This is a genomic window from Kocuria flava (genome assembly GCF_001482365.1).
In the GTDB taxonomy this organism is placed as follows: domain Bacteria; phylum Actinomycetota; class Actinomycetes; order Actinomycetales; family Micrococcaceae; genus Kocuria; species Kocuria flava.
In genome coordinates this window covers 2353937-2371865 of the sequence record NZ_CP013254.1, presented here as the reverse complement: position 1 = coordinate 2371865, position 17929 = coordinate 2353937, and the positions used below count along the sequence as shown (strand labels likewise).

General features: G+C 70.8%; 14 protein-coding genes and 1 riboswitch. Of the genes, 6 read left to right on the top strand and 8 right to left on the bottom strand.

The features are described 5' to 3' along the window. Positions 1 to 95 precede the first annotated feature (95 nt). The 3 genes from gnd to AS188_RS10555 all read right to left on the bottom strand — a co-directional run bounded on the left by gnd (position 96) and on the right by AS188_RS10555 (position 2587). A complete protein-coding gene (gene gnd / locus AS188_RS10565) occupies positions 96 to 1034 on the bottom strand; it encodes a phosphogluconate dehydrogenase (NAD(+)-dependent, decarboxylating) (protein ID WP_058858811.1) in 939 nt (312 codons plus the stop codon). Positions 1035 to 1115: 81 nt separating this feature from the next. Next, positions 1116 to 2108, bottom strand: coding sequence for a cation diffusion facilitator family transporter (locus AS188_RS10560; protein WP_058859882.1), 993 nt, complete (start codon positions 2106 to 2108; stop codon positions 1116 to 1118). Beyond that, positions 2108 to 2587, bottom strand: a complete 480-nt coding sequence (locus AS188_RS10555) for a transporter substrate-binding domain-containing protein (protein WP_058858810.1) — start codon at positions 2585 to 2587, stop codon at positions 2108 to 2110. Before AS188_RS10555 ends, AS188_RS10560 begins: the two co-directional genes overlap by 1 nt. 389 nt (positions 2588 to 2976) lie before the next feature. On the opposite strand from AS188_RS10555, the gene AS188_RS10550 reads away from it, so the two are divergent. Together AS188_RS10550 and AS188_RS10545 are read left to right on the top strand one after the other, a co-directional pair. Then, a complete protein-coding gene (locus tag AS188_RS10550; protein ID WP_058858809.1) occupies positions 2977 to 5439 on the top strand; it encodes a molybdopterin oxidoreductase family protein in 2463 nt (820 codons plus the stop codon). Beyond that, entirely contained in the window at positions 5436 to 5918 is a 483-nt protein-coding gene (locus tag AS188_RS10545; RefSeq protein WP_058858808.1) for a hypothetical protein, read from the top strand. The genes AS188_RS10550 and AS188_RS10545 overlap by 4 nt, the downstream gene beginning before the upstream one ends. A 90-nt stretch (positions 5919 to 6008) precedes the next feature. Here the strand turns inward: AS188_RS10545 and AS188_RS10540 are convergent, their stop codons facing one another. Next, entirely contained in the window at positions 6009 to 6707 is a 699-nt protein-coding gene (locus AS188_RS10540) for a M15 family metallopeptidase (protein WP_147050343.1), read from the bottom strand. Positions 6708 to 6919: 212 nt separating this feature from the next. On the opposite strand from AS188_RS10540, the gene AS188_RS10535 reads away from it, so the two are divergent. Next, on the top strand, positions 6920 to 7420 hold the full coding sequence (locus AS188_RS10535; protein WP_058858806.1) for a SpoIIAA family protein: 501 nt from the start codon (positions 6920 to 6922) through the stop codon (positions 7418 to 7420). Here AS188_RS10535 and AS188_RS10530 read toward each other — a convergent pair. Next, positions 7406 to 9988: an excinuclease ABC subunit UvrA gene (locus tag AS188_RS10530; protein ID WP_058858805.1), complete on the bottom strand. Its 2583-nt coding sequence runs from the start codon at positions 9986 to 9988 to the stop codon at positions 7406 to 7408. The genes AS188_RS10535 and AS188_RS10530 overlap by 15 nt on opposite strands. Positions 9989 to 10446: 458 nt before the next feature. On the opposite strand from AS188_RS10530, the gene AS188_RS10525 reads away from it, so the two are divergent. The 3 genes from AS188_RS10525 to AS188_RS17525 all read left to right on the top strand — a co-directional run bounded on the left by AS188_RS10525 (position 10447) and on the right by AS188_RS17525 (position 14082). Beyond that, the gene (locus AS188_RS10525) at positions 10447 to 12096 is read left to right on the top strand and encodes an alkaline phosphatase D family protein (RefSeq protein ID WP_058858804.1); all 1650 of its coding nucleotides are present in this window, start codon (positions 10447 to 10449) and stop codon (positions 12094 to 12096) included. A 229-nt stretch (positions 12097 to 12325) separates the two neighbouring features. After that, positions 12326 to 13009: a hypothetical protein gene (locus AS188_RS17530; RefSeq protein ID WP_058858803.1), complete on the top strand. Its 684-nt coding sequence runs from the start codon at positions 12326 to 12328 to the stop codon at positions 13007 to 13009. Continuing rightward, positions 12988 to 14082 (top strand): ExeM/NucH family extracellular endonuclease, encoded by a 1095-nt coding sequence (locus AS188_RS17525; protein WP_236944966.1) that lies wholly within the window; start codon positions 12988 to 12990, stop codon positions 14080 to 14082. Before AS188_RS17530 ends, AS188_RS17525 begins: the two co-directional genes overlap by 22 nt. A 587-nt stretch (positions 14083 to 14669) precedes the next feature. On the opposite strand, the gene AS188_RS10505 is transcribed toward AS188_RS17525, so the two are convergent. The 3 genes from AS188_RS10505 to AS188_RS17520 all read right to left on the bottom strand — a co-directional run bounded on the left by AS188_RS10505 (position 14670) and on the right by AS188_RS17520 (position 17264). Then, positions 14670 to 15713 (bottom strand): methionine synthase, encoded by a 1044-nt coding sequence (locus AS188_RS10505; RefSeq protein ID WP_058858800.1) that lies wholly within the window; start codon positions 15711 to 15713, stop codon positions 14670 to 14672. Further along, on the bottom strand, positions 15710 to 16729 hold the full coding sequence (locus tag AS188_RS10500; protein WP_058859881.1) for a DUF1852 domain-containing protein: 1020 nt from the start codon (positions 16727 to 16729) through the stop codon (positions 15710 to 15712). The genes AS188_RS10505 and AS188_RS10500 overlap by 4 nt, the downstream gene beginning before the upstream one ends. 97 nt (positions 16730 to 16826) lie before the next feature. Beyond that, the gene (locus tag AS188_RS17520) at positions 16827 to 17264 is read right to left on the bottom strand and encodes a PLP-dependent transferase (protein WP_058858799.1); all 438 of its coding nucleotides are present in this window, start codon (positions 17262 to 17264) and stop codon (positions 16827 to 16829) included. 5 nt (positions 17265 to 17269) lie between these two features. Next, a riboswitch (SAM riboswitch) is annotated at positions 17270 to 17382 on the bottom strand. Positions 17383 to 17929 lie beyond the last annotated feature (547 nt).

Here is a 17929-nt window from a genome sequence, read left to right as displayed (position 1 = left end):
CGGCCCACCTCCGTGTTTGTCCTGTCATTCTCCCGTTCCCGGGGAATGCTACGCCCCGTCGGTGCCGGGGCTCCCCTCGACGCGGTGGCGGAGTCTCACTGCTCGGACGGGTGGGCTGGTTCTTCCCCGGGCTCGGCCTCGAGGTGCTCGGGGCCGGCGGCGACGTCGCGCACGGCGTGCCCGCCGAACTGGTTGCGCATCGCCGCGATCATCTTTATCGCCGGGGCCTCGTCCTGGCGGGAGGTGAAGCGGGCGAACAGGGCGTTGGCGATGGCCGGGACGGGCACCGCCAGGTCGAGGGCGGACTCCACCGTCCACCGGCCCTCCCCGGAGTCCTCGGCGTAGCCGGCCAGCCGCTCCAGGTGCTCGTCCTCGTCGAGAGCGTTCACGGCCAGGTCCAGCAGCCACGACTTGATCACCGAGCCCTCGCGCCAGGAGTTGAAGGTCTCCCGCACGGAGGTCACGTGCCCGGCCGCCTCCATCAGCTCCCAGCCCTCGGCGTAGGCCTGCATGATCGCGTACTCGATGCCGTTGTGCACCATCTTCGCAAAGTGGCCGGCGCCGTGCTCCCCGGCGTGGACGAAGCCGAACTCCCCGGCGGGCTTGAGCGAGTCGAAGATCGGCTGCACCTTCGCCACGGTCGTCCCGTTGCCGCCGACCATCAGGGCGTAGCCCTGGGTGATGCCCCAGACACCACCGGAGACCCCGCAGTCCAGGTACTCGATGCCCCGCTCGGCCAGCCGCCGCGCCCGCGGGGCGTCGTGGACCCACCGGGAGTTGCCGCCGTCGATGATGACGTCACCCTCCCCGAGCAGCCCGGCCAGCTCCTCGATCACCGGGTCGACGACGGTGTCCGGGACCATCACCCACACCACCTGCAGCTCACTGTCGATGCGCTCGACCATCGCCGCCAGGCTGTCGGCGTCGGACAGCTGCGGGTCGGTGTCGTAGCCGATGACGGTGTGCCCGGCCCGGCGCAGGCGCTCGCGCATGTTCCCGCCCATCTTCCCCAGGCCTACCAGTCCCATCTGCATGATGTCTCCTTGCTCGTCGGTCGTGGTGCGGTGCGGTCGTTCCTCGAGGATCCCACGGGACCTGCGGACCGGCCGGACGCGTCAGTGCCGCGAGGGTCCGGCGTGGGCCTCGAGCACGGACGGCAGCCTGCGGACGGGGGTGATGGTCACGTCGCGGACCTTCCAGTCCAGGTCGAACAGCCCCCGCTGGGCTGCCTGGATGCGGTCGGGGGTGGGGAGCTCCGCCGCCCGGGGGACGACGAACCCTTCGACGTGGAAGACCTGTCCCTCGTCGCGGACACGGGCCCCGGCGGTGTGCACCCAGTCCAGACCGCGCAGGTAGGCGTCGATGTCCCCCAGCAGGGGGTGCGGGTCCTTGTTGTCCACGCTGGTGGGACGGGCGTCGATGAGCCCGGCCACGGCCGCCTTCAGGTTCGTGATCCCGTCCTTGAGGATGGAGGTCGCGATGACGATCGCCGCGGCCGAGTCCGCCCACCACCAGCCCAGCCCGATGCCCGCGACCCCCACGGTGGCGGCCAGGGAGGTCATCCAGTCGGCCTTGTTCATGTCCGCGTCCGCGTAGAGGACCTTGTTGTGCAGCGGCGGGGCCAGCTTCAGCTTCATCCGCCCCAGGATCACCGGCGGGATCGCGGTGACCACCATGGCGGCCATCATCAGCCAGCCCAGCCAGAGCGTGGTGCCGAACAACTGGATGCCGCCGATCGTGGGGTGGTCCACGGTGATCAGTTTCAGCGCCGAGTCCACGACGAGGTAGCCGCCCATCACCAGCAGCGCCGTGGCCGCCACGACGTGGGCGATGCCGATGGCCCGGTGGTAGCCGTAGGGCCGCTCCGCGGTGGCCGGCCTGCGGGTCATGTGCACCCCGATCAGGAACGCGATCGGCGGGACGAAGGAGAGCATGTCCTCGATCCAGGCCGTCTTCATCGCCTGGGAGTTGCCCATCACGGCATAGACCAGCCCCACGATGAGCACGAGGCAGACGATGGTGGCCCACTCCAGCCGCACCGCCCGGCGGAGATCGGCTGCCACCTCCTCGGGCAGCGGTTCGTTCTCGATGTTGTGGTGCGCGGCCATCACGACTGCCCTCCCTGCGACTGCAGGAACTCGTCGAGGTCGAGCAGGAATGCGTTCTCGCCCTTGCGCACCGCCATCACGTGCTTCTCCTGCTGCCCGAACTCGTCGGTCGTCTCCGTGTAGGGGCGGGTTAGCCCGACCTTCTGTTCCCAGGGGGTCCGGTTCGTCAGGCCCCCGATCATCAGGTCCAGCTGCCCGTGCTCGAGCTGGTCCACCAGCTCCTCCTCCCCGTCGGCGGTCCAGGCGATCTCCGCGTCGAGGGTCCGCGCGTAGTCCTCCACCAGCTCCACCTCGCGCCCGGACGGGACGGGTCCCCGGACGGAGACGAAGGGCTCGTTGTGCGAGACCCCCACCCGCAGCACCCCGCCGGTGACCTCGGACAGCGTCCCGTGCGGATCGGCCGGGTAGAGCCCGGCGCACCCGGCCGATGCCAGGATCACCCCCAGCCCGACGAGCAGTGCGCTGACCAGTCTCTTCATGCCCCGAGCATAGCTTCCCTCCACCCTGCCGTGACCGCTCCGCAGGATCGGCGGTGCGTTCGGAGGACCCGCGGACGGCCCGGCCCGAGCGCATGGATCCCGCCGGCGCCGCCGGTCGGGGCGTGACCACCGCGGGAGGCCTCCGGCAGGCCGGGAGAGGACGTGGCCGGGCTGAGCCGTCCGGCGACGGAGGACCGGTCCTCCGTCGCCGGCGGCCGGTCCCCCAGTCGCCGGCTCCGCGACGGCCGACGACGGTCGAGACGCTCCCGCCGCCCTCGTCGGCACCCTTGTCGTCGGGGGGCGCCGTGCGTAGAGTGCGGGGCAGTCCGGGCGCGGGCACCGTGCCGACGCAGGCCTCAGCCCGCCGAGGGAACACCGGAGGGGTTCCGATGACGAGCAAGGACCGGATCGCCGAACCGTGGGGCACCCGCACCCCCTACGCCGCCGGGCAGGACTGGCCGGTGCGGGTGGACACCCACCTGGCCGAGGGACTGAGCCCCGAGGACGTGGACCGGTGGGTGCAGACCGCCTCGATCCTGCACTCCAACGGCGATGCGCTGGACATCGCGGTCAAGGACGGGCGGATCGCCGGGGTCCGGGGCCGGGCGGTGGACCGCGTCAACCACGGCCGGCTGGGCCCGAAGGACCTCTACGGGTGGCAGGCCAACGCCTCCCCGGACCGGCTCACGAAACCGCTGGTCCGCGAGAACGGGCAGCTGGTGGAAACGGACTGGGACACCGCCATGGACCGGGTCGTCGCCCGCACGCAGGAGCTGATGGCGGAGCAGGGGCCCAGCGCGATCGGCTTCTACACCACCGGCCAGCTCTTCGCCGAGGAGTACTACACCCTGGGGCTGATCGCCCACGGGGGGCTGGGCACCAACCACGTGGACGGCAACACCCGGCTGTGCACCGCCACCGCCGCCGCCGCGCTCAAGGAGTCCTTCGCCTGCGACGGGCAGCCGGGCTCCTACACCGACATCGACCACGCAGACGTGATCGCCCTGTACGGGCACAACATGGCCGAGACCCAGACCGTGCTGTGGACCCGGATCCTGGACCGGCTGGCCGGGCAGGACCCGCCGCAGATCGTCTGCGTGGATCCCCGCCCCACCCCGGTCGCCCGGCACGCGACCGTGCACCTGGCCCCGCGTCCCGGCACCAACGTGGCGCTGATGAACGGACTGCTGCACGAGCTCATCGCCCACGACCGGGTCGACCACGACTACATCAGCGCCCACGCGGTCGGTTACGCCGAGCTGGAGAAACGGGTGCAGGAGTACACCCCGGAGGCCGTCTCCACGATCTGCGACGTGCCCGCCGAGCAGATCCGGGAGGCCGCGCGGATCATCGGCGGTGCGCAACGGTTGCTGTCCACGGTGCTGCAGGGCTTCTACCAGTCCAACCAGGCCACCGCCGCGGCCGTGCAGGTGAACAACATCCACATCGTCCGCGGCATGCTCGGCGCCCCCGGGCGCGGGATCCTGCAGATGAACGGCCAGCCCACCGCCCAGAACACCCGGGAGTGCGGCGGCGACGGGGACCTCCCGGGCTTCCGGAACTGGTCCAACGAGGAGCACGTGAAGGACCTGGCGAGGGTCTGGAACATCGAACCGTTCCAGATCCCGCACTACTCCCCGCCCACCCACGTGATGCAGATGATGCGCTACGTCGAGGACGGCTCCATCCGCCTGCTGTGGGTCAGCGGGACCAACCCGGCCGTGTCCCTGCCGGAGCTGGCCCGGATCCGCTCGATCCTCGAGCAGGACCGGCTCTTCCTGGTGGTCCAGGACATCTTCCTCTCCGAGACCGCCCGGCTGGCCGACGTCGTGCTGCCGGCGGCCACCTGGGGGGAGAAGACGGGCACGTTCACCAACGTGGACCGCACCGTGCACCTGTCCGAGAAGGCCGTCGACCCGCCCGGGGAGGCGAAGCCGGACCTGGACATCTTCATCGACTACGCCCGCCGGCTGGACCTGCGCGACAAGGACGGGAACCCGCTGGTGACGTGGGACGACGCGGAGTCGGCGTTCGAAGGGTGGAAGGAGTGCACCGCCGGGCGCCCCTGCGACTACACGGGCATGAGCTACGAGAAGCTGCGCGGGGGCTCCGGGATCCAGTGGCCGTGCAACGAGGAGCACCCCGACGGCACCGAGCGCATCTACGTCGACGGCGCGTTCTGGTCCGATCCCGCCTACTGCGAGAGCTACGGCCGGGACCTCGTCACGGGCGCCCCCCTGGAGCCGGCCGAGTACAAGGCGCTGAACCCCTCCGGCAAGGCCGTCATCAAGGCCGCCGAGTACCTGCCCCCGCACGAGGTCCCCAGCGAGCAGTTCCCGCTGCAGCTGATCACCGGGCGGACCCTGTACCACTTCCACACCCGCACCAAGACCGCCCGCGCCCCGCAGCTGCAGGAGGCGGCCCCGGAGGTGTGGGTGGAGGTCTCCCCCGCCGAGGCCGCCGCCCAGGGCGTGAGCGAGGGCGACCTCGTGCGGGTCACCACCCCCAGGGGTTCGGTGCAGGCCCAGGCGCGCATCACCGGCATCCGTCCCGGGGTGGTGTTCCTGCCCTTCCACTTCGGGTACTGGGACACCCCGGGCGGGCACGAGCCCGACGCGACGGGACGGGCGGCCAACGAGCTGACCATCACCGACTGGGACGCCGCCTCCAAGCAGCCGATCTTCAAGACCGCCGCCGCCCGCCTGGAACGCCTCGGCGCCGGTCCCGGGGCCGCACCCGCCCCGACCACCACCGCCTCGGCACCCGAGACCGACACCGGCCGGCCCACCCGCGGGGACGCCACGGCCGCGGTGGACGAGAACGTCCATGCCACCACGGAGGGGGAACGATGAAGATCGGCCTGGTCCTGCACGAGCTGCACCGCTCCGAGAACGACCTGGCGCGGAAGCTGCTGCACGTCTCCGAACGCCACAAGGTCGACCACGAGATCTACCACCTGGCCCGCGACCTCGCCCGCTGGTCCCAGCACCACGTCCGGGCGATCGCCGGGATCGGCACCACCTACGGCCAGGACCTCGACCCGGAGCCCGCCGACGAGTCCGGTCTGCTGGAGACGGTGCGGGAGAAGAGCAGCGAGCTCATCGGCCGCCGGGGCAAGGCGGAGCTGCTCATGCTCCTCGACCTGCGGGAGGTCTACACGATGGCCTCCGGGGTCTCGGCCGACTGGGAGATGCTCGCCCAGGCCGCCCAGGGCATCAAGCACCACGACCTCCTCGACGTCACCCAGCGCTGCCACCCCGAGACCCTGCGCCAGATGCGCTGGGCCAATGCGAAGCTGAAGGAGACCTCCACCCAGATCCTCGTCAGCTGAGCCCGGCGCGGAGGAGCCCTGTGGACGCGCCCCGCCGCGGGTGTTGCCGGGCCCCGCCCCCGGCGTCGGACACCGCCGGGTCGACTCCGCTCACGGGAGGTAGTCCGGGGCCGGCTCCAGGCCGAAGAACTCCTCCATGGTGTCGACCTCCGGGTCCACCAGAGCCGCGTCCTCCATGTCCCGGACCAGGTCGTGACCGACGTAGCGGATGTGCCAGGGCTCGTAGGCGTAACCGGTGACGGCCTGATTGTCCGCACCATCGGGATAGCGGATGATGAACCCGTAGGCTCCGGCGTGCTCGGCGACCCACGCCCCGACTGGGGTGTCCGCGAAGCAGTCCTGCAGCGCGCACACCCCGGAGGCGTTGCCCACGTCCATGGCCAGCCCGGTCTGGTGCTCGCTGTGGCCCGGCCGGGCCGCGATGGTGTCGGCGGTCTCCTGGCCGTACTGCTGAACGTAGCTGTCGTAGAGGCCGGCCTGCGCGCCGTAGGAGCGATACCCGCTCACGGCCACGATGTTCACCCCGTCGGCCTTGGCCGCCCGGGCCATCTTCTGGTACGCCTCCGCCGCATCGGAGCGCATCCGTTCGGCCTGGATGCGGCTGAGCGGCTTCGGCACGTAGGTCCGGGGGGCCAGGGGGCGGTGCTTGTTCACCACCACCGTCGGGCTGGAGGCCGAGTCGATGTCGTAGGTCGTTCCTGTCGCGACCGCCGCCGAGGGCGCCACGAGCCCCGTCACCAGGCTCAGTGCTGCCGCACCGCCGAGAACTCCACCGATGGTCTTCATCATGTTCACGCCCCCACGTGTCCGGGAGAGATCCGCCTCAGCGTAACGGCACGGCCCCCGCAAGACGTGCTGTGTGACACTGTGAACGAGGAGTGGTCCGTCGCTTCCCCACTGCCTCAACCGTGCCGTGCACGCGTCATCCCGTTGAGCGCTGCCGTGCGCGGTCCTGCCGTAGCTTCCACGCCGTCGGCGCCGCGGCGGAGCAGGAGGAGACCGTGCTGGAGACCACGGTGCAGCCCGGCACCAACATCGTCACGCTCGACGCCCACGGAGGGATCACCGCCGAGGAGATGCTGCACGTGCGCGCGGTCCTCGACGAGGCGCTCCGCGACCACGACAGCGTGCGGATGGTCGCGACCCGCGGTGAGCTCGATGTCGGCGACGTCTCCCCGAAGGCGCCGTGGCTGGCCCGGACGTCCGCCGGCTGCGTCAAGAAGCTCGCCCGGCTGACCGTGGTCACCGACGTGGACCGGGAGGCGAAGGCCTCCGAGTGGACCTCCGAGCTCCTGCACATCCCCACCCGCCGGCTCCGTCTCGACGAACGCGCCGCGGCCCGGGCCTGGACCAGCCGGCCGCAGCTGCTCCCGCCGCCGCCAGCCCACCCCACAGCGGAGGCCGGCCGCGGGCGGCCGGGAACAGATCGACCGTGTTCGGCGCCGGGGGCCGCTACGACCACCCAGGTGCCGGCGCTCGACCTCGAGTCACCGTTCTGCTGAGGGTCGCTTCTGGCATGCGGCAGCCAGGTACGGCGCTGTCCGGCTCCTGTCGGAACCGGCAACCACGGCGGGTGTTCCGGCGGCGACGATCCGGCCCCCGGCGTCGCCACCGGCGGGTCCCAGGTCGATCACCCAGTCGGCGCCGGCCACCACGTCCATCTCGTGCTCGACGACGATCACCGTGTTGCCGGCGTCGACGAGCCGGTGCAGCTGGGCCATCAGGAGCTGGACGTCGGCGGGGTGCAGTCCTGTGGTGGGTTCATCCAGCAGGTAGAGGGTGTGGCCTCGGGCAGCGCGCTGCAGTTCGGTGGCGAGCTTGATGCGCTGGGCCTCTCCGCCGGAGAGCTCGGTGGCCGGCCGGCCCAGTCCCAGGTAGCCCAGGCCCACCTCCCGCAGCGCCTGGAGGCTGCGAGCGGCGGCGGGAACGTCGGCCAGGAACTCGGCGGCGGTGTCCACGGTCATGGCCAGGACCTCGGCGATGTTCCGGCCGCGGTAGGTGACCTCCAGCGTGTCGGGGTTGTACCGTGCGCCGTGGCACTGGGGGCAGGGCCCGTAGCTGCCGGGCAGGAACAGCAGCTCCACAGCCACGAATCCCTCCCCCTCGCAGGTCTCGCAGCGACCTCCGGCCACGTTGAAGGAGAACCGTCCAGCGCCGAAGCCCCGGGCACGGGCCGCGTCCGTGGCGGCGAACTCCTTCCGGACGGCATCGAAGAGCCCCGTGTAGGTCGCCAGGTTGGAGCGTGGGGTGCGGCCGATGGGCTTCTGGTCGACCGTCACCAGCCGGTCCAGCTGCTCCAGTCCGCAGACGGCTCCCCAGCTCCGGGCCCCGACGGAGTCACCGGCGCCGTCGCCGCGGTTCCCCGGTTCCGGTTCTTCCGCAGCCTCGGCTCCCGGGTGCAGCCCGGCGCCGACCGCCTCGGCGAGTACCTGACTGACCAGGGTCGTCTTGCCCGAACCGGACACACCGGTGACCGCTGTCAGCACCCCCAGCGGGAAGCCGGCGTCGAGCTCGCGCAGGTTGTGCCTGCTGATGTCCTGCAGTTCCAGCCAGCCCGTCGCGTTCCGGCGGACGCCGGAGGCGGTCGTTCCGTCGGAACCGTGCGTGAACAAGAACGGCCGGGTCACGGACTCGTGGACTTCGGCGAGGCCGGCCACCGGTCCGCTGTAGAGCACCTCACCTCCTCCGGCACCAGCTCCCGGTCCCACGTCCACCAGCCAGTCCGCGCGGCGCACCACGTCCATGTTGTGCTCCACCACGAACACCGAGTTGCCGGAGGACTTGAGCTGCTCCAGCACCGCGAGCAGCGGCTCGGCATCGGCAGGATGCAGCCCGGCTGAGGGCTCGTCGAGCACGTAGACCACCCCGAACAGCCCGGAGCGGAGCTGGGTGGCGATCCGCAGGCGCTGCATCTCCCCCGGGGACAGGGTGGGAGTGGAACGGCCCAGGGCGAGGTAGCCCAGCCCCAGGTCCAGCAGCACGGTGATCCGCACCAGCAGGTCTCGGGCAATGGTCACGGCCACCTCGTTGTCCTCACCCGAGGCCTGCGTGCGCGAGGCGGTTCCGGCTGCTGTGCGTTCTGCGGTGGGGCGGATCACCTCGGCAAGTTCGGTCATCGGCAGGATGTTGAGCTCGGCGATGCTCTTTCCCGCGAAGGTCACCGCCAGAGCCTCTGCCCTGAGTCCGCTGCCGCCGCACCGCGGACACGGCCCGGTCTGCATGAAGCCCAGGACACGCTCGCGCATGGTGGCACTCTTGGACTCGGCCAGGGTGTGCAGCACATGGCTGCGGGCGCTCCAGAACCGGCCCCTGTACGGCTTGGCGACGCGATCACGCTGCGGCGTGACCTCCACGACCGGTTGCTCCCCGGTGAAGAGGATCCAGTCCCGGTCCTTCCGGGGCAGCTCCTGCCACGGGGTGTCGATGTCGTGCCCGAGGTGCGTGAGGATGTCACGCAGGTTCTTGCCCTGCCAGCCGCCGGGCCAGGCGGCGATGGCCCCGTCGCGGATGCTGAGAGACGGATCGGGGACCAGGGACGTCTCGCTGACGGTGTGCGCAGTGCCCAAGCCGTGGCATTCCGGGCAGGCCCCTGCAGCGGTGTTCGGGGAAAAAGCATCCGAGTCCAGCTGAGCGGCCCCGCCCGGATAGGTGCCGGCACGCGAGAAGAGCATGCGCAGCGAGTTCGACAGCGTGGTGAGGGTGCCGACGGTGGAGCGGGCCGTGGCCGTGCCGCGACGCTGCTGCAGCGCCACGGCCGGGGGCAGACCCGTGATCTGCTCCACCTTGGGATGGTGTCCCTGCTGGATGAGCCGGCGGGCGTACGGGGCGACGGACTCGAAGTACCGACGCTGGGCTTCGGCGTAGATGGTGCCGAAGGCCAAGGACGACTTGCCTGAGCCGGAGACACCGGTGAACGCCACGATCGCATCGCGCGGCACATCGACATCCACAGTGTGCAGGTTGTTCTCCCGGGCGCCACGGACCCGGACGAGACCGTCCGTGGAGTGCTCGGGGGCCGGCGCGGACAGCGTCGACGCCGTTCGATCGAGAACATCGTGTTCATGTCGCATCCGTCCGACTCTATCGAGGCCCGCGAACCCGACCCGGCGCCGGCAGCGGCGCCGGGTTCCGAGGCGCCCGGAGACAGGACCGGCCGCTGCCCGGTGGCACGCTCGCCCACAGCCTCGGCACGACCCCGCGAAGACGGCCTCGACCGCCGGGCGCCGCCCGGCGAGCCCACGGCCGCGGCAGCGCGAGGACGGCCGAGCTCGGGCCCGCAGCGAAGGCCGGCTGCACAGCCGCATCCTTGGACCTCGGCCGTGCCCACCCTGAGGGCGAGCCGGATCGAGATTTCACCCGATCGCGCGGAAGCCCCGGTGCGGTCGATGCGAGCAACCGTGGCATCCGGCACGGGGACCGCACGGCTGATCCCGTGACCGGCCCCCGGCGGCAGATCGCTCACCGGCCGGTCGGCGGACCGTCGACGGTTGTTCAATTCCGGGTCAGCCGGGGGGCGGAGGATCGGGCCATGGCTACCTTCTCCCGCCGCGGCCTGCTCCAGGGCTCCCTCGCGGCCTCCGCTCTGACCGTGGCCGGCGCAGCCCCGGCCTCCGCCGCCCGCCCCGTGATGCCGGCCGGCCCGTCGTCCCCGGCCCTGGTGCGGCGGCGCCTGCACCTGCCCAGCGGCATCGCCACCGGCGACGTGACGTCCTCCTCGGCGATCCTGTGGTCCCGCACGGACGGCACCGGTCGCATGGTGGCGCACTTGCGGGCCGTGGACGCCGACGGCGCGCCCCTCCGCGGCCGCGGCGGCTTCGAGCGGACCCTGACCTCCGGGTGGGTGGGCGAGGCGACCGACCACACCGTCAAGATCGGGGCCACGGACCTGCCCGCCGGCACGCGCTTCGCCCTGGAGGTGCGCTTCGAGGACGAGGAGGGCGTGCTCTCCGACGTCCACCACGGCACCTTCCGGACAGCACCGGGCGTCCGCGGACGGGGCCGATCCGGGGGGCACGGGCACGGCCCCGGCCGCCGCAGCCAGTCCTTCGTGTGGACGGGTGACACGGCCGGACAGGGCTGGGGCATCAACCCGGATCTGGGCGGGATGTACACCTACCGGGCGATGCACGACCTGGACCCGGACTTCTTCATCCACTCCGGGGACACGATCTACGCCGACGGCCCCATCCAGGCGGAGGTCGTCGAGGCGGACGGCCGCATCTGGCGCAACCTGGTCACCGAAGGCGTCACCAAGGTCGCCGAGACCCAGGAGGAGTACCGGGCCCGTCACCGGTACAACCTCATGGACACCAACGTGCGGGCGATGTACGCCGACGTACCCGTCGTGGCCCAGTGGGACGACCACGAGACGACCAACAACTGGTGGCCCGGGGAGATCCTCGAGGACGAGCGCTACACCGTGCGCGACGTCAACACCCTGGCCGCCCGCGGACGGCGGGCCTGGCAGGAGTACCAGCCCATCGGCGAAGCACGTGCCCTGCGTCCGGGCACCACCGGGTTCGAGGGCCGGCGGATCTACCGCCGGATCGAGCGCGGCCCGCAGCTGGACGTCTTCTGCCTCGACATGCGCACCTTCAAGGGCAGGAACACGGCCGGTCTGGAGCCCCACGCCACGCCCCTGCTCGGCGAGGAGCAGGTGCGGTGGCTCATCGACGGCGTGCGCTCGTCGCGCGCCACCTGGAAAGTGATCGCCGCGGACCTCCCCCTGGGGGTGATCGTCCCGGACGGGAAGGCCCAGGAGTCGATCAGCAACGCCGACGACGGGGCCCCGCTGGGCCGGGAGCTCGAGCTGGCCCGGGTGCTCAAGGCCTTCAAGGACGCCGGGGTGCGCAACGTCGTGTGGGTGACCGCGGACGTGCACTACTGTGCGGCGCACCACTACTCGCCCGAACGGGCAGCGTTCACCGACTTCGACGAGTTCTGGGAGTTCGTGGCCGGCCCCATCAACGCCGGCACCTTCGGCCCCAACGAGCTGGACGGCACTTTCGGCCCGGAGCAGGTCTTCGCCAAGGCAGGACCCACCGCCGGCTCCCCTCGCGACGGCCGCTTCCAGTTCTTCGGCCACGTGCAGCTGGACGAGGACGACGTGCTGACCGTGAGCCTGCGCGACGGCCACGGCGGCACGGTCTTCACCAAGGAGCTCGTCCCCCACCGTTGAGCCGGTGCGGGCCGGTGCTCGTCCAACGGGTGGAGGCCCCGAGCGAAGCGGCGTTCGGATGATGCTCGCCCAGTGGTCCTGCGGTCGGTCCGGGCGGACGGATCGGGGAAGAAGACATCATGCACGCCCACCAGCCGATGACGGCGGCTGCTGTCATGCCGTGCTCCCTCCGGTCATGGGACGGACCGGTCGTTGCGGCACGGAACGTGGCACCGGGGACACCTCCCCGATGGTGGGGCAGGCGGTGACCACCCGCGGCGTCGTCACCGCCGTCTACGCCACCGGCGGGCTCAACGGCTACCACGTCCAGACCCCGGGGACCGGCGGGGAGCTCGACCCGGGCGCCCATGACGCCTCCGAGGCGATCGTCGTGCACTCCCCCGACACCGTGGGCACCGTCCGGCCGGGACAGCACGTGGAGGTCACCGGCGCGGTCGTGGAGTACCACGGCCAGACCCGGATCAGCGTGCGCGCCGACGGCCTGCGGGTCCTGGACGAGCCCGCGGAGGCCGTCAAGCCCGCCGTCGTCGGGTGTCCCGCCGAGGAGGCCGAACGCGAGGACCTCGAAGGCATGCTCCTGGACCCGGCCGGTGAGTTCGTGATCACCGACAACTACGACCTCAACCGCTACGGGGAGATCGGGCTGGCCGCAGGGACCACGCCCCTGGTCCAGCCCACCGCCGTCGGCGCGCCCGGCTCCCCCGAGGCGGCCGCGCAGGCCGCCGAGAACGAGGCTCGTGGGGTGCTGCTCGACGACGGGGCGACGACCGACTACGGCAACGTCGCCAACGCCGCGATCCCGTTGCCCTACCTCTCCCGCGAGACCCCGATGCGGATCGGCGCGCCCGTGGACTTCGTGGCGCCGGTGGTGCTCTCCTACTCCTTCGACGCGTGGCGCCTCCAGCCCACCTGACCGGTGAGAACCTCGAGGACGCCCCCGTGGTCGCCGAGAACACCCGCACCGCCGCTCCCGAGCCGGTCGGCGGGGACGTGCAGCTGGCCACGTTCAACGTCCTGAACTACTTCACCACCACCGGCGACGAGCTGGCCGGCTGCACCTACTACTCGGACCGCGCCGGGGACCCGGTCTCGGTGCGCGGGGGCTGCGACGCCCGCGGGGCCGCCGAACAGGAGGACCTGGAACGCCAGCAGGCCAAGATCGTCGCCGCGATCGATGCCCTGGACGCCGAGGTCGTCTCCCTGGAGGAGATCGAGAACTCCGCGAAGTTCGGCAAGGACCGCGACCAGGCGCTGTCCGAGCTGGTGGACGCCCTCAACACCGCGGCGGGCTCCGAGGTCTGGGCCTACGTGCCGTCCCCGGCCGAACGGCCGGCCCCCGAGGCCGAGGACGTCATCCGGACCGCGTTCATCTACAAGCCGGCCGCACTCGAAACGGTGGGCGGGTCCGTGATCCTGCAGGACGACGAGAACTTCGACAACGCCCGTGAGCCGTTGGCCCAGACCTTCCGCCCTGTCGGCAGGACCGGGGCCGAGGACTTCACCGTCGTCGTGAACCACTTCAAGTCCAAGGGCTCCGCGCCGGATTCCGGGCCCAACGCCGATACCGGGAACGGCGCCGGGGCGTGGAACGCCGATCGCACTACCCAGGCCCAGGCACCGGTGACCCTCACGGAGCAGGTGAAGAGGACCCGGGGCACCGACCGGATCCTCCTGACCGGCGACTTCAACGCCTACGACCAGGAGGACCCGATGCGAGTCCTGCACGAGGCCGGCTACGTGAACCTGGCTCCGGCGGGCGAGCACTCCTATGCCTTCAACGGCATGGTCGGCTCCCTGGACCACGTCCTCGCCCGCCGCGGCCGGGACCGTGACCGGCTCGGACGTCTGGGAGATCAACGCCCACGAGTCCGCAGGCCTGGAGTACAGCCGGCACAACCACAACGTGACCGACCTCTACACGGCCGACCCCTACCGCGCCTCCGACCACAACCCGGAGATCGTGGGCCTGCGCCTCGGCGCCGCTGAGGACACCGTCCCCAGCCGTCCGCAGAAGCCCGGCCGGGGCAGTGCCGCGCAGCACCCGGGCCAGGGCGCGCCCGGCCAGGGTGTCCGGGAACGCGGCAGCGACCGCGTCCACCACGTCCTGGAGCGGCTCTTCGGCCGACCGTCCGGACCGGTCGCCACGCCGGCACCGGGCCGGCTGCCCCACGGACCCTGAACCGGCGGAACGGACACCTGTGCACAGGGCGAGCGGTTCCCGTGCCTGGTCCCGGTCGAAGCTTCTGGACCGGATCTTCTCGCTCCCCCCACGCGGTGCACGGAGTGACAGCACACGGCGTCGACCTGGCTCGAGACCATCGAGAACAGCGCAGAAGGGGTGCAACCCGTGATGGACTGCACCTCTTCGCTGTTGCGCTCCGTCGAACGGTCCCCACGCGATCAGCCGGGACCCACAGCGGGCCATGTCCGAAGCGGTGGCGCGCTGCCCCGACCGGGTGTCTGCCACGGTGTGCCCATGGCCGCCTCCACCCGCCCCGGCGTCCCGGCGGATGCCCGCTCGATGGCCGCCGCCGACCCCGCCGGGCAGGGCACCACTGTCGTCGCCCTGGCCGTCACGTCGAGGGCGCCGCTCCGGAGAGTTCCGCTCGGATGATCTCCGCTCCCGCGGCGAGAGCGGTCATCTTGTCCCGCGCAACCTGTCGAGCCAGTGGCGCCATGCCGCAGTTGGTGCTCGGATACAGCTTGTCCGCATCGACGAAGCGGAGCACCTGCCGGAGGGTGCCGGCCACGTCCTCCGGGGTCTCGATCGCGCCGTCGGCGACGTCGATGGCCCCGACCATCACCTTCTTGCCTCGGAGCAGCTCGATGAGCTCGACCGGGACGCGGGAGTTGTGGCATTCCAGGGAGACCATGTCGATCGTCGACTGCTGGAGCAGCGGGAACGACATCTCGTACTGGCGCCACTCCGACCCGAGCGTCGCCTTCCACTCGGTATTGGCCTTGATGCCGTAGCCGTAGCAGATGTGCACGGCCGTCGTGCTGCGCAGTCCCTCGGCCGCTCGCTCCAGTGCGGCCACGCCCCACTCCTTGAGGTCGTCGAAGAACACGTTGAAGGCAGGCTCATCGAACTGGATGATGTCGACGCCCGCCGCCTCCAGCTCCTTGGCCTCCTGGTTGAGGATCTTCGCGAACTCCCAGGCGAGCTCTTCGCGACTCCTGTAGTGCTCGTCGTAGAGGGTGTCGATCATGGTCATGGGACCGGGGAGCGTCCACTTGATGGGCTGGCTGGTCCGCGCACGGAGGGCCCTCGCGTCGTCGAGGAAGACCGACCGCTCACGGCCCACCGCGCCGACGACCGTCGGGACGCTCGCGTCGTAGCGGTCACGGATCCGCACGGTCCTCCGGTGTTCGAAGTCGACGCCGCTGAGGTGTTCGATGAACGTGGTGACGAAGTGCTGACGGGTCTGTTCGCCGTCGCTGATGATGTCGATGCCCGCCTGGTGCTGCTCGTCCACGGCCAGGCTCAGCGCATCCCGCTTGCCCTCGCGCAGTTCCTCGCCGTCCAGCTTCCAGGGGGACCACAGCGTCTCGCTTTCCGCGAGCCAGGAGGGCTTGGGCAGGCTGCCGACGACGGTGGTGGGCAACAGGGTGTTCATCGGTGCGTCTCCTTCTCTCGTCCGGAGTGGGCCGCGGCCCACTGCTCCAGGAGGGTCCGGTGCGGCTTCACGAAGTGCTCCTCCGCGAACTTCCCCTGCATGAGGGCCAGCTGACTGCGCTCCTCGCGGTCGTAGCCGATCTGCGTCACCGAGTGGTCCCGACTTCCCAGGCTCGGCCGGTAGATGCGGCCGGCCGCCGCATTGGCGTTGTAGATCTCCGGGCGATAGATCTTCTGGAACGTTTCCATCGTGCTGATGAGACCGATGAGTGCCAGGCTGGAGTAGTCATTGAGGAGATCGCCCCGGAAATAGAACGCCAGGGGTGCGACCGCGCCGCGGGGCATGAAGTAGCGGACCCGCAGTCCCATCTTCTCGAAGTATCGATCCGTCAAGGAGGATTCGTCCTGCCGGTACTCGACCCCGAGGATCGGATGGTGGTTCTCGAGCCGACGATACGTCTTGGTGCTCGAGACGCTGATGCAGATCACGGGCGGCTGGGCGAACCGCTCGCGGTAGGCAGCGGAGTCCAGGAAGTGCGTGAAGAGCTTCCCGTGCAATGCGCCGAAGTCATCGGGGATGCTGGACCGGGACACCTTCGCGTGGTGTTCCGGCAGCACCACGCTGAAGTCGTAGTCCCGGAGGTAGGACGAGAAGTTGTTCCCCACGATCCCGTCGATGCGCACACCGGACAGCGTGTCGAGGATCTGCACGTCGAGGACCTCGATCAGGGGGAACACCGCGTCGTCGCCGTCGGCGGCGACGTGCAGGTCCACGGAGACGATCTCGATCTCCACGGCATAGCGATCCCGGCTGGGATTGTCCCAGTCGGCCAGGTCGTTGAAGCGATTGTTGATCATTGTCAGGGTGTTTCGGAGGTTCTGCCGACGGTTCTCGCCGCGGGCCAGGTTCGCGAAGTTCGTCGTACCCCGGGAACTGGACGACGGGCAGTAGTCCTCATCGAAGCGGGTCGTGCTGATACCGAACGTGAAGTCGTTCGTCCTGATGGTCTGCTGCATCGATTCCTCACTGTGGACCGGGGGCCTGCCGTCCAGGTCCGCACTCGTCTCGAACGTCGTTGCCTGCTGCTCGTGCACTGCCCTCCCGAAGGCCGCCTCAGTCATGCTCCTGGCACCCCCGGCGCTGCCCGGACGACGTCGGTCCGGGCCTGCGGGCTGCCGGTTCTCCGGGCCGCGGCGGTGACGCGGTGCTGACCGGTCCGGGGCGCGCGGGGATCGCCGGGTGGTGGACGCGCCCGACGGTGGGGTGCCGGGCCAGGTGCTCGGCGACCGTTCGCGCGGTTCGCCCCGTGGCGGTGCCGATGGCCCCGATCCCGCCCTCCAGGGCCGCCAGTCGGTTCTCGAACACGGCAACCGTGGGGTTGCCCGTGCGGCTGTCGGTGAACCCGGGAGTCTCCAGCCGGAACACCGAGGCGGCCGTGGCGTGATCGGGAACGCGGTAGGCCGCCGTCCGGTGGATGGGCACGGCCACCGGCCGGCAGGGGACCTCGGGCTCGTAACCGGCGTGGACCTGTTGGGTGGCGTGGTGAGTCATTCGATCCTCCATCGGTCCTGGCGGTAGCACCGTGTCCGCCGGTCCCGGTGTCCCGGGGTCGGCCGACTGGTTGCTGCGGCGTCGTCGAGCCAGATCTCTCGGCCGCTCTGGATGGTGTGGTGCGCTCATCCCACTCGATGGACGGCTCTGCAGTCCAACGGACGGTGGGGCGGCTGTCACAAAACCACACGTCGCGAAATCTTCGGGCCGGGCGGTCGCGCTCGGCCGATGTCGGGCCGTGTTTGTGACAGGTTGTGACGGCCGGCCGCCCGGCCCTCATCGTGGGCTCGGCGATGTTCCGGCGGAAGACCAGGGCGTCGTCGACGACGTGGTGAACGGCGTCAACCGGATCCCGGGAGCTGGGCACGGAGCCATCGGATTCGTCCTCCGGCACCACAGGAGGGCTCTCCCCGGCCGCGCTCCTCAACCGTGGCAACCTGCGGCGTGTGACCGAGCTCGACCGCACCGGCCTGGGCGAGGTGCTCGTGCAGGAACTGGGCAGGGTCGACACTGGAAGGAGCGGTCATCGTGATGGTCCTCTTCGAGAGTGCTGTGGAAGGTTCACTCGAAGGATCACGCGGTGACCGCCCTCGTCTATGACGACGCGCTCACCGGGCTACCCGTACACAGAGATGATGGACGCAGGTTCCGGCGGTGGTGTGGCT